Consider the following 12,556-nt stretch of genomic DNA (forward strand, 5'->3'; position numbering starts at 1 on the left):
GGCGAGCGTGGGAATGACCGGCCTCGGGCAGTGACGCCTGGCGTCCGCGGCGGCTCACCCGGCCACCGCCATCCGTGTGTCGATATCCTGGATGCCCACCGCGTCTGCGGCCACCCGGGCAAAGACCCCGTCCAGGTCCGGCAGCGGGTCCGCGAGCGGCTCCTGGACATTGGCCAGCAGCGAGATGAGCTGCAGATGCCGGACCGGCGCCAGATAGTGCTTCACCGTCGTCTCCCGGGATTGATGGCCCAGCAGCCCCTGGACCAGGAACCACGGATCCCCGTAGAGCAGCCGGAAATCCCGCCTCTCCGCCGCCGACAGTCCATAGCGCCGGTCCATCACCTCGTTGAGCACCACCAACATGAACAGCGCAAAGGAATGCCTCGTGGAATGGGGTGTCGCATACGGAGCCCATACGCGGTGCGGATCAACCCTCCGCATCTCCTCCGCAGGCGCCAGTACCTCGTCGCAACGCTTGTTCGCGGTCCTGAACACGTTGTTCCACGAATGTGGCAAGAACGGCAGACCCTGCTCGTTGAGCCACAGCCACAACGGCTCCGGCCCATCCGGCCCCTCTGTGAACAGCAATAGCCGGTTGGCCACCCCCAGCCGGGACAGCTCCAGACGGCCCTCTGTCCCATCCAGCTCGCGCCAGACCACCACGGGCCGGGGGCGGCGGCTTACCTCGGTCACCATCCGCATTGCCAACCCGTCGTACCGGCCCGCACGTTGGGCCTTCCGTACTGCCCAGGCCCGAGAGGAAACGGTGTACGACTCGATGTCGCCCACCGCCTGCGACGACGCGTAGAACGTGCGGGTGGACCTTGAGCGCGTTACTGCCCCCGCCACCCGCCCCGGCCAGTAACGCCCCCCGGGCAGCGAAGCACTGGGCACCTCGAAGGTCAGCAGCGACCCCGCTTCCTGCCGACGCAGTCCCGACGAAGTCAACAATCGCACGTAGGCTGTGTTCCGGTCCTCCAGACGGCCCGGCCATCCGGCTCGGGGCACGCCGTCACGGTCATGGCCTCGCAGCCCCACGTCCAGCCACAACCGCCAAGTCCGCGGCGTTAGCCAGTGGACATTCGCATCCGCGCTGTCCACCGCCCGCGCCTGCGACCCGCCCATTAGCTGCACCGGGTCGTGGGCAATGTAGCCCTCGCGCTTGGCCCACTTGTAAAGCAGGGCGAACGCCGCCAACTCGCGATCCCATTTCGCCCCGCCTATTCGCTGCGGATTCGCTACTGCTCTTCGTCGCCAGTCCTCGAAATCGTCCAGGTCTCTCGCTGTGGCATCCCGCCACGACTTCCCTCGGCCCCAAAGGAACGTCAGTAGAATCTTGGTGTCCGTTGCGTAGTTGCGCTGGCTCTCCGCCGCCAATCGTCGAAACTCACCCGACTGCCCGTACTGGCACAGCGCCGGATCCACGCGGTGGTCGGGGGACAGGAAGATCGGGTCTCCGCTCCGGAGGCTGACCGCCTCTCTCCGGGCCGCCAGGTCCTCCCATCCCTCTGGCAGCGACGCTTGAAAACCACGCCTCCTGCCCTCCGGGGACACCCAGAACAACCGCCACTCAACCACAAGCTCCCGCCCTCCCCATCGGCTTCAACACACTAATTCAATAGGGAATGGACGACAGCATCGTTCTGGTCGCGCTGCACGACCGGGACGGACGCGGCCGGTTCGGCGGTCGCGCCCGGCTCGGAATTCCCGCGAACCCGGACGACTGGCCCGCCGTGGCCCAGCAGCTGACGCACGGTCTGGTGACCGGAAGCGAGCGCAGAGGCGCACGGCCGGAGAGCATGGTCGTGTATCTCTGCCAGGAACCGGCGGAGGGCGAGGCACGGCACCAGGTACGGGAACGCCTGCGCCCGCTCGCCCAGTTGCTGCGCACCGAGTGCGGCCGTCTCGACGTACCCGTGGTCGAGGCGCTGTGCATCGCCGACAACCGCTTCTGGTCCTACTGCTGTGCGACCCCCGAGTGCTGCCCCGACGAGGGAGTGTCCATGGGCCTGCCCGGCACCTCGGTCCTGGCCGCCGCCGCGACCTACGCCGGCTTGCAGGTGCGGGGCACCCTGCGTGAACTGCGGGCCAGGCTCCAGCCCTGGGAGACCGCCGCGGCACGGGAACAGGAACGGGTGCTGCACAACGCGAACGCCCGCCTGGTACCGCGGATCCTCGAAGGCGCGAGCCGCGAGGAAGTGGCGGACGAGACCCTGGGACAGGCCCGCCGGGTCATGAGCCGACTCGCCGACGCCCCGCCCGCGTCCGGCACGCTCCTGGCGGACCTCCGCGACGACGAACTGCTCACCCACGACGAGGCCGCCACGATGATTCTGGGCCTCCAGGACCGCACGACCCGCGACCGAGCGGCGGAATGGATGGAGGACGACGAAGCGGTCCCCGCCCTGCGCCTCTGGCGGGCCCTCGCCCGCCGCTGCGTCGGCTCCTACCGGGAGCACGCGGCAGCGCCGCTGACCCTCGCCGGCTGGGTCGCCTGGTCGACCGGCGACGAGTTGGAGGCCAGGGAGGCCCTGGCCATGGCCCTCGGCGCGGACCCCGGCTACCTGTTCGCCCGCCTTCTGCACCAGGCCTGCAACGAGGGCCTGGACCCGGAGTCGATCCGCCGCGTACTGCGCGCGGAGCGCATCGACCGCACGCCCGCGCTCGCCGAACCGCTCCGAACCGCACAGGTCGCCGCGCGGATCGAGGGCGACGGGGACAGGGGGATCGACCGGGACGAGGACTGGGCGGGGTTGGGGGACCTGGAGAGGCTCGCGGACCTGGAGGGATTCGGGGCGCCGGAGGGACCGGAGGAGTTCGCGCCGATGGAGTGCTTCGAGGAAACGAGCGGTATCGACATCGACTCCCCGGACGGGATCGAGGACGACCACCGGACCAACCGCACCCAAGCTCCGCCGCCCCTCAGCGACATCGCGGAAGGCTCCCCGTCCTGCTCGACCTCGGTCAGTGGCGCCACCCGCGCACTGGAGTCGGCCACGAGGCGCCGACGCCGGGCGGGATCCGCGGACGGCACCGAGACACGCCCCCGCGCCAGGGGTACGGGCGGGGCACGCCCCCAGACCTCGGGCAAGCCCGCCGTACGTCGGCGCAACCCGGGTACGGAGGAGGCCGCGCCCCGCGGTCGCCGGGCGAAGGAGGATGATGCATGACAGGGGGTGGTGCAATTGAGGTGTCCCAGGGCAGCCGCGGACCGGCCGACGGCCTGTCCCGCAAGGCTGCGACGCGCGACCGGAGTTTGAGCAACGGCAGCGCGGCCCACGTACAACCGACCGGCGCCAGGCGTGGCCGGCCGCAAGTCCCACCTCACCGCCATTCGGTCGGCATGTCCTGCCGGGGGCGTGACTCGGGGAAGCCCTGGTCCGTTCACCTGCGTGGCGGAACCCTTGGACGGGCCGAGCCGCCGCAACACTCCTGCCCTGCCGAAGCCCCCTACCAGGCGCCGAGCGCGCCCTCGGCGCCCAGAGCGCAGAAGAAGCCGCCCATGTACTCGCCGACCCCGCACTCGGCCGCCGACGACGACCGCCGTCCCGCAAGCACCCCCGCGCCGCCCTGGCGAGTGGGTGGCAGCGGAGCACCCGGGAGCGCGGGCGACCCCCGCAGCTCGGATCCGCGCTTCCCCGGCATCGGCTCGGAGCCGGGCTTCCCGGGCACGGCACCGGATTCGCGCCTCCGGGGCACGGCACCGAGGTCGGACTTCCCCGACACGGGACTGAAGCCGGGTTTCCCCGACACGGGACCCGACTCGGGTCTCGCTGCCACGGGACCGGATTCGCGTCTCCCGGGCACCGGCTCGGACTCGCGCTTCCCCGGCTCGGGACCGGAGCCGCGTCCCTCAGGCACCGGCTCGGACTCGCGCTTCCCGGACACGGCAGCGGAGTTTCGCTTCCCCGGCACGGGACCGGACTCGCGTCTCCCCGGCACGGGACCGGAGCCGCGTCCCCCAGGCGGCGGCTCGGGCTCGCGTATCCCGGGCACGGGACCGGATTCGCGTTTTCGGGGCACAGGACCGGACCCGGGTTACCCCGGTACCGGCTCGGAGCCGCCCCTCCGTGGCAAGGGACCGGAGCCGCGCTTCCCCCGCACGGGACCGGAATCGGGGCTCCCGGACACCGACTCGGAGCCGCGCTTCCGGGGCATGGCACAGGAGCCGAGCTTCCCGGGTAAGGCACCGGAGTCCCGCATCCCCGGCACGGGACCGGACTCCCGTCTCTCCAACACGGGACCGGAGCCGCGTCCCCCCGGCACCGGCTCGGGCTCGCGCCTCCCAGGCACCGGACCGGAGCCACGCTTCCCCGGCACCGCACGTCCTTCCACACCCCCGGCTGGAGGCGTGGCGCCCCCTCCGCCCCCCTCCGTCCGACCCCCGCTTGCCCCGCCTCCGCCCGTCCGGCGACCCGCCCAGCTCCCCCCGACCCACACCACTCTGATCTGCGTCGCCCTCCCCGGGCTGGCGATCTCCACGGATCAGGGACAGCTCACCGGTCAGGGACTGGAGGGGTTCTACCGGGGAGGCAGGCGGGTGCTCGCGCGGTGCCAGGTTCGGGTGGCCGGTCGGGAACCGCTCGCCGTGCAGGCCCGGATGACCGCCGCCGACCGTGCGCGCTTCGTGGGGACGCTGCGGGCCTCCCCGGACGGTGGGCCGGACCCGGACGTCGTCGTCGAGCGCGTCCGGCACGCCGACGGCACGGAGCGCATCACCCTGCACAGCTCGGCACCGCGACCGCTGCGGCTGCCGGTCGAGGTGTCCCTCGGGACCGATCTGGCGGACCTGGGCATGATCGCCTCCGGCACCGCGGGCCCCGAACTGCCCGCCAGCGTCCACGCCTCCGGCCTGCGCTGGACCGGCGCGGCCGGCGGTGCTGCCGTCACCGCCGACCCGCCGCCGTCCGACGCGCTGGCCTCCGCGGGCCTGCTGCGCTGGGAGCTGGACCTGCCCCCGGGCGGTTCCACGACCCTGGAGCTGCGCATACGGCAGGACGGCGCGGGACCCGTCCGAGCCGTGGGCCACGTGGCCACGAGCCCCCTCGCCCAGGCCCGGGCCACCGGCGACGATCCACGCGTCACGGCGCTCCTCGGCACCAGCATCGAGGACCTCCAGGCCCTGCTCCTGCGCGACCCCGCCCACCCCTCGGACACCCATCTCGCGGCAGGGGCACCCTGGCGCTGCGGCATGGCCCCGGCCGAGGCGCTCGCCGCCGCCCGGATGACGCTCCCCCTCGGCACCGGGCTCGCGGCGGGCACGCTGCGCACCCTCGCCCGCACCCAGCTCCCGGGACCGGGCCCCAGGTCCGGCATGATCCCCGGACCGCGTCGGGACGCGGGCGCCCACCTGCCGCCGGGCTGCACGGGCACGGAGGCCACCCTGCTCTTCCCCGTGCTCCTCGCCGAGGCCCGCCGCTGGGGACTTCCCGAACAGGTGACCGAGGAACTGCTCCCGACCGCCGAGCGCTGCCTGACCTGGCTGCGCACGACCGTGGGCGACGGCATCTACCTGCCCGATCCTCAGCCGGGCGGCCCGATGCGCAGCGAGACACAGGCCCACGCACACCGTGCCGCCCTGCTCGGCGCCGATCTCCTCGACGCGTACGGCAGGCCCGGTGGTGCCGGACTGCGGCAGTGGGCCCAGGAACTGCGCACCGCCTTCCGGGACGACTTCTGGGTCGAGGACCGGGGCGGCGGAAGACCGGCGGCGGCCCTCACCCCGGACGGGCGCCCCGTGCCGCAGTTCGGAGCGGTGGCCGCCCACCTGCTCGACACCGGTCTGCTGGGCGCGGGCGAGCCTGCCCCCGGGCTGCTCGACAAGGTGCAGACCGAACAGCTCGCCCGGCTGTTCGGCAGCCCGGCCCTGGACTCCGGCTGGGGACTGCGCGGCCTCGGCGTCAAAGAGGTGGGCTACAACCCGTTCGGTCACCGCAGCGGTGCCGTACGGGTCCAGGAGACCGCGGTGGCCGTCGCGGGCCTGGCCACCGCCGGGTACGAGAGGGAGGCCGGCTCGCTGCTGCGCGGTCTCCTCGCTGCGGCCGAGGCCTTCGGCCACCGCCTCCCGGAGATGTACGCGGGGGAGCAGCGCACCGAAGGCGGCGTCCCGTTGCCCCACCCGGCGGCCTGCCGCCCGGCGGCCACCGCCGCCGCCTCCGGGGTGCTGCTGCTCACCACCCTGGCCGGTATCCGCCCGGACGCCCCGGCGGGCACGGTCATGCTCCGCCCGGTCCGCAGCGTGCCGCTGGGTGAGATCAGCCTGACGGGGCTGCGAGTCGCCGGGGAGCCCTTCTCCGTACGGGTCGGCCGCCTCGGTGTCGCGATGGTCGAGGAGGCCGCCGCCGGACTCCAACTGGGAGCGTGACCTCGTACGACATGTCCTGGGAGGCAGAGCGGAGGGAGGCGGGGACACGCGGGTCGGACCGGCGTGGACCGGTCATCGGTGCGGCCGGAGAGGGGAGTGTTTATCGTCAGGCAGACGACTATGATCGCCGCATGCCCTACGACCCGTCAGCCTTCCCGCCCTTCGCCGTCACCGTGGATCTGGTCGTGCTGACCGTGCGTCGTCACGCCCTGTGCGCGCTGGCGGTACGCCGGGGTGAGTCGCCCTTTCAGGGGCGCTGGGCCCTCCCCGGCGGCTTCGTACGGGCCGACGAGGACCTGGGGCAGGCCGCGGCGCGCGAACTCGCCGAGGAGACCGGTCTGCGCGCCCACGACCCGGACGCCCCGGCCCAGGACAACGGCGCGCACCTGGAACAGCTCGCGACCTACGGCGACCCCAAGCGCGACCCCCGGATGCGGGTGGTCAGCGTCGCGCACCTTGCGCTCGCCCCCGATCTGCCCGCCCCCCGGGCCGGCGGGGACGCCAACAGCGCCCGCTGGGCACCCGTCGAGGAACTCCTCCAGCAGGGCGGCTACGGCCGCGACGGCGAACAGGCGGCCCCCCTCGCCTTCGACCACGCCCAGATCCTCTCGGACGGCGTCGAGCGCGCCCGTTCCAAGATCGAGTACTCGTCGCTGGCCACCGCGTTCTGCCCGACCGAGTTCACCGTCGGCGAGCTGCGCCGGGTGTACGAGGCGGTGTGGGGTGTCGCCCTCGACCCCCGCAACTTCCACCGCAAGGTCACCGGCACCCCGGGCTTCCTCGTCCCCACCGGAGGCACGACCACCCGGCAGGGCGGTCGCCCGGCCCAGCTGTTCCGGGCCGGCGGCGCCACCCTGCTCAACCCGCCGATGCTGCGCCCCGAGGTCTGACACACGAAGCCGAACGCCTCCGTCAAGTGGGCCCCGCCACACCCAATAAAACGGACATAACGCGCTATCTTGCTACGGGTGATCCAGGCCTTCGGACTGACCAGCCCCCCTCGCAAGGAGCTTCCCTCCGCCGTCGACGACGTCTCCTTCGAGGCGCGCGCGGGATGCGTCACCACCCTCCTCGGTACCCCGGGCGCCGGCAAGACAACGGTGCTCAGGCTCATGCTCGAACTCCAACAGGGCCGTGGCATCACCTACTTCAGGGGACGTCCACTGCACCGCATCGCCCACCCGTCCCGCGAGATCGGCGTACTCCTGGGCGATGTGCCCGGGCACCCCGCGCGCACGGTCCGCGGCCAACTCCGCATGCTGTGCGCGGCGGCGGGCGTCCCCGTCCGCCGCGCCGACGAGGTACTCGAAGTGGTCGGCCTCGTCAGCCTGCGCGACGAACGCCTCGGCACGCTGTCGCGCGGCATGGACCGCCGGCTCGGTCTGGCCTGCGCGCTGCTGGCCGACCCGCACACCCTCGTGCTGGACGCCTTCACCGAGGGCCTGTCCACCGGTGAACGCCACTGGCTGCACGGCATGCTGCGCGCCCACGCGACTCAGGGCGGCACCGTCCTGTTCACCACCACCGATCCCAAGGAGGCGGCCCGCACCGCCGACCGGATCATCACCCTGGACCAGGGGCGGCTCGTCGCCGACCAGGAGGCCGCGGACTTCGCCCGCACCCGGCTGCGCCCCCGCGTCGCCGTCCGCAGCCCCCACGCCACCCGCCTCGCCGCCCTGCTGACGAAGGAGGCCAGGACGGGGCAGCGCTCCGTGGAGGTCGTACGGGAGTCCGGCAACCGGCTCTCCGTGTACGGCAGTACCTGCGCGGACATCGGCGAGACGGCGTTCCGGCACGGCATCCTCGTACACCAACTCGCCGACGAGGTCGGCGACATGTGTTCCGGCGCCGACCCGACGCACCAGGACGGGCGGAAACCGGCCGAAGCCGTCGAGGTTCCTCTCGCGACTCCGGGACTCCCCCCGGCGGACGACTCCGTCGAGCGCGGCGCCCTCGCGTCAACCCCGGCGTCAACCGACGTAACCCCTGCGACTCGTCCCCCCGAGCCGGAGGCGCCTGCCGACCGCTCGCCGACGGTCACGCCCGCCCCCGAGCCGACGACCGGCCGTACTCCGGTGACACCCGCACCTGCCCAGGGCGCCCGCCCGCGACCCTCCGGCGCCCTAGCCCCGAACAACCCGCCCCCGCTGCCGCCCCCCATCTCCGTCCGCCCCGCTCCGAGCCCCCTGCGTCCCCTCCGCTACGAGCTGCGCCGGGCCGGCGGGATCGGCACCGGGTTCCTGACCGGTGCCGCCGTGCTCGTCACGTCCGCGCTCGTCGCCCTGCTCCTGGCCCGTATCGGACACACCCCGCAGCACCGCCTGCTGGCCGCCTGGCCGCGGGAACTGCCGCTGCCGCCCGCCGCGCTCGGCGCCGGGCTGCTCGGCGCCGTCGCGTTCGGCGACGAGTTCCGCCACCCCGCGCTGGCGGCGGACCGCGGCACCGTGCCCCGCCGACTGGGACTGCTCGCCGCCAAGCTCCTCGTCGCCGCGGGCACCGGGCTGCTGCTGGCCTTCCTCACCGTGGGCTGCGACGCCGAAGTGCTCTACCTCGTCTACGGACAGGAGCTGGCGAAGGTTCCCGCGGACTGGCTCGCGCTGACCGCGAGTTGGATCGGACTGGTGATCGGCTGCTCCTGGGCCGGCGTGCTGGCCGCGGGCATCTTCCGGTCCACCACCGCGGGCCTCGCGGCGGTCGTCGCCGTACCGGTCGTCGTGGTCCCGCTCGTACAGAAGCTCCTGGAGGGCGCGTCCGTGCGGAGCGCGGCCGGGTTCTCCGTGCGGCTGCGGGAACTGCTCCTGGCGCAGTGGCCGTTCGGCGGCGACCGGTACCTGGCCGCCGGGGCGCGGATGATCTCCCAACCCGTGGGCGGCGCACTGGCGTTGTCGCTGACTGCCCTGCTCTGCGCGTATCTGCTCACGACCCTGCGAAGCAGGGTCCGATGACGACCGACCGCGCCCTTCCGGTCCCGCCCTGCGCACAACTCCCCGGGGAACGCCCATTTCTTTCCGATAAGGCGTCAATTGCGACGGGGTGAGCGATCACCCTTTCGTGTGCTTTTCACCAAAGACCTCAAGGGAGTTGGAGGCGGAGCCGACAAAAGATCCGTGAGTACCCTTGCGCACACCATGATGACCGCCGCCCGCTCCGCAGACTCCGGCCTCGTCGGCCCGGGCGAACTCGACCGCTACCCCTTCGCCGAGGCCCCTGGTGCCGACCGCGTCGGAGTTCCTTCCTGGGACGCCGCGGACCCGGAGCTGGGCCGCGTCGGCCGCCGCAGCGCGGGCAGCCGCGGTCGCGGGCTGCACGGTCAACTCGTCCAGCAGCTGGGCCAGATGATCGTCTCCGGCGACCTGGGCGCGGACCGCCCCCTCGTGCCCGAGGAGATCGGCCAGCGTTTCGAGGTCTCCCGCACCGTCGTCCGCGAGTCGCTCCGGGTCCTGGAGGCCAAGGGCCTGGTGAGCGCCCGGCCGAACGTGGGCACGCGCGTGCGTCCCGTCGCCGACTGGAACCTCCTCGACCCCGACATCATCGAATGGCGTGCCTTCGGCCCGCAGCGCGACGACCAGCGCCGTGAGCTGAGCGAGCTGCGCTGGACGATCGAACCGCTCGCCGCCCGCCTCGCCGCCGGTCACGGCCGGGAGGACGTCCAGCAGCGGCTCGTGGACATGGTCGAGATCATGGGCCACGCCCTGAGCCAGGGCGACGCGCTGACGTTCTCGCGTGCCGACGCCGAGTTCCACTCGCTGCTCATCCAGCTCGCCGGCAACCGCATGCTGGAGCACCTCTCCGGGATCGTGTCCGCCGCCCTCCAGGTGTCCGGCGGTCCGATCACCGGCTGTGACCGGCCCACCGAGGCGTCCCTGGGGCACCACTCCCGGATGGCCGACGCCCTCGCGGCGGGCGACTCCGCGGGCGCGGAGGCGGCCATGCGGCAGCTCCTCGTCGTGCACCCCGAGGTCGAGCGCGTGGTCCCGGCCCCGCGCGAACACTGACCGCGCGCCGAGGGCGGTGCGATCGGGGGCCGTGTCGCCCTCCGGAGGCATCGCTCGGCCCGCGAACCACCCCGCCGGGCCCCGTCGGAACCCGTGAGGGCCCGGCGGGGCCCGGCGGCGGAGCGGGGCCACTCGCGGGCGGCGCGGCGAAGAGGCGGCGGCCGGTCCTGAGGCACTCGTCACGGCCGTCCGTACGGCCGCCGGGGCGGCGCGGATCGGCCGGGACGCCCTGGTTGCCGCCACGGCTGACCACCTCTAGCCGCATCTGACCGCTTTTGAGCGCTTACGGGGTGTGACTCGGGCCACGCAGATTGGGCGTAACGCTCGCGGGAGCAGCGCGATGACCTAAGAGGTGACAGCCGCGGAGGGAATACGGACGCCGTTTCAGGCGCTGTGCATCCTCCCGGCCCTTGCCCGCGCCGTCGGCCCATCCCCAGTCGGCGGTCGTCGGCTCCTGTCCGTACTGGACGGGGCCGGAAGCCGTTTTCCAACGTTCCGAGAGGTTGTTCGTGTCGGCCAGCACATCCCGTACGCTCCCGCCGGAGATCGCCGAGTCCGTCTCTGTCATGGCGCTCATCGAGCGGGGAAAGGCTGAGGGGCAGATCGCCGGCGACGACGTGCGTCGGGCCTTCGAAGCTGACCAGATTCCGGCCACTCAGTGGAAGAACGTACTGCGCAGCCTCAACCAGATCCTCGAGGAAGAGGGTGTGACGCTGATGGTCAGTGCCGCGGAGCCGAAGCGCACACGAAAGAGCGTCGCAGCGAAGAGTCCGGTCAAGCGCACCGCCACCAAGACGGTCGCGGCCAAGACGGTGACCACGAAGAAGGCCACCGCCACCGCCACCCCGACGGCCCCCACCGCCGAGCCCTCTGTCGACGACGAGGCGCCCGCGAAGAAGGCCGCCGCCGCCAAGAAGACGACGACCGCCAAGAAGGCGGTCGCGAAGAAGACCGTCGCGAAGAAGACGGTCGCCAAGAAGACCGCCGGCAAGGACGACGCCGAGGCCATCGAGGACGAGGTCCTCGAAGACGTCAAGGCCGGCGAAGAGGAAGAGGAGGGCGGCGAGAGCAAGGGCTTCGTCCTCTCCGACGACGACGAGGACGACGCGCCGGCCCAGCAGGTCGCCGTCGCCGGTGCCACCGCCGACCCGGTCAAGGACTACCTCAAGCAGATCGGCAAGGTCCCGCTGCTCAACGCCGAGCAGGAGGTCGAGCTCGCCAAGCGCATCGAGGCCGGTCTGTTCGCCGAGGACAAGCTGGCCAACGCCGACAAGCTCGCGCCGAAGCTCAAGCGCGAGCTGGAGATCATCGCCGAGGACGGCCGCCGCGCCAAGAACCACCTCCTGGAGGCCAACCTCCGCCTGGTGGTCTCCCTGGCCAAGCGCTACACCGGCCGCGGCATGCTCTTCCTGGACCTCATCCAGGAGGGCAACCTCGGTCTGATCCGCGCGGTCGAGAAGTTCGACTACACCAAGGGCTACAAGTTCTCCACGTACGCCACCTGGTGGATCCGGCAGGCCATCACCCGCGCCATGGCCGACCAGGCCCGCACCATCCGTATCCCGGTGCACATGGTCGAGGTCATCAACAAGCTCGCGCGCGTGCAGCGCCAGATGCTCCAGGACCTGGGCCGCGAGCCCACCCCGGAGGAGCTGGCCAAGGAACTCGACATGACCCCCGAGAAGGTCATCGAGGTCCAGAAGTACGGCCGTGAGCCGATCTCCCTCCACACCCCCCTGGGTGAGGACGGCGACAGCGAGTTCGGTGACCTCATCGAGGACTCCGAGGCGGTCGTCCCGGCCGACGCGGTCAGCTTCACGCTCCTCCAGGAGCAGCTGCACTCGGTCCTCGACACCCTGTCCGAGCGTGAGGCGGGCGTCGTCTCGATGCGCTTCGGTCTCACCGACGGTCAGCCGAAGACCCTCGACGAGATCGGCAAGGTGTACGGCGTCACCCGCGAGCGCATCCGCCAGATCGAGTCCAAGACCATGTCGAAGCTGCGCCACCCGTCGCGTTCCCAGGTGCTCCGCGACTACCTCGACTAGATCGACCGGACAGCAGTCGTACGACACGGAAGGCCCGGCCTCCCTCGACGGGGGCCGGGCCTTCGTGCTGGGCGGGAGCGGGCCTGCGCACCGGCGTGCGGGGAGCGCGGCCCGGCGCGCGCCGGGCGCGGTGCTCCAGCCGACGGCGTCCC

8 protein-coding genes are annotated in these 12,556 nt (G+C 72.5%); 6 read left to right on the top strand and 2 right to left on the bottom strand.

Going from position 1 to position 12,556, the window contains the following annotated elements:
* Positions 1–54: 54 nt before the first annotated feature.
* Positions 55–1,425 (bottom strand): site-specific integrase, encoded by a 1,371-nt coding sequence (locus CW359_RS05175; RefSeq protein ID WP_232838233.1) that lies wholly within the window; start codon positions 1,423–1,425, stop codon positions 55–57.
* Positions 1,426–1,625: 200 nt separating this feature from the next.
* Between CW359_RS05175 and CW359_RS05180 the strand changes: the two genes are divergently transcribed.
* On the top strand, positions 1,626–3,170 hold the full coding sequence (locus tag CW359_RS05180; protein ID WP_105968559.1) for a DUF4192 domain-containing protein: 1,545 nt from the start codon (positions 1,626–1,628) through the stop codon (positions 3,168–3,170).
* A gap of 280 nt (positions 3,171–3,450) precedes the next feature.
* Here the strand turns inward: CW359_RS05180 and CW359_RS05185 are convergent, their stop codons facing one another.
* Positions 3,451–3,672: a hypothetical protein gene (locus CW359_RS05185; protein ID WP_105968560.1), complete on the bottom strand. Its 222-nt coding sequence runs from the start codon at positions 3,670–3,672 to the stop codon at positions 3,451–3,453.
* A 484-nt stretch (positions 3,673–4,156) separates the two neighbouring features.
* On the opposite strand from CW359_RS05185, the gene CW359_RS05190 reads away from it, so the two are divergent.
* From CW359_RS05190 to CW359_RS05210, 5 genes are all read left to right on the top strand, one after another.
* Positions 4,157–6,364: a glycogen debranching N-terminal domain-containing protein gene (locus CW359_RS05190; RefSeq protein ID WP_408647453.1), complete on the top strand. Its 2,208-nt coding sequence runs from the start codon at positions 4,157–4,159 to the stop codon at positions 6,362–6,364.
* A 131-nt stretch (positions 6,365–6,495) separates the two neighbouring features.
* Complete coding sequence (locus tag CW359_RS05195; RefSeq protein ID WP_105968561.1) at positions 6,496–7,254, top strand: NUDIX hydrolase; 759 nt, start codon at positions 6,496–6,498, stop codon at positions 7,252–7,254.
* 78 nt (positions 7,255–7,332) lie between these two features.
* Positions 7,333–9,309, top strand: a complete 1,977-nt coding sequence (locus CW359_RS05200; protein WP_105968562.1) for an ATP-binding cassette domain-containing protein — start codon at positions 7,333–7,335, stop codon at positions 9,307–9,309.
* 162 nt (positions 9,310–9,471) lie between these two features.
* Positions 9,472–10,359: a FadR/GntR family transcriptional regulator gene (locus tag CW359_RS05205; RefSeq protein ID WP_198655096.1), complete on the top strand. Its 888-nt coding sequence runs from the start codon at positions 9,472–9,474 to the stop codon at positions 10,357–10,359.
* Positions 10,360–10,868: 509 nt separating this feature from the next.
* Positions 10,869–12,404, top strand: a complete 1,536-nt coding sequence (locus tag CW359_RS05210) for an RNA polymerase sigma factor (protein ID WP_105968882.1) — start codon at positions 10,869–10,871, stop codon at positions 12,402–12,404.
* The last annotated feature ends 152 nt before the right edge of the window (positions 12,405–12,556 follow it).

This window comes from Streptomyces geranii (assembly GCF_002954775.1).
Lineage (GTDB): Bacteria > Actinomycetota > Actinomycetes > Streptomycetales > Streptomycetaceae > Streptomyces > Streptomyces geranii.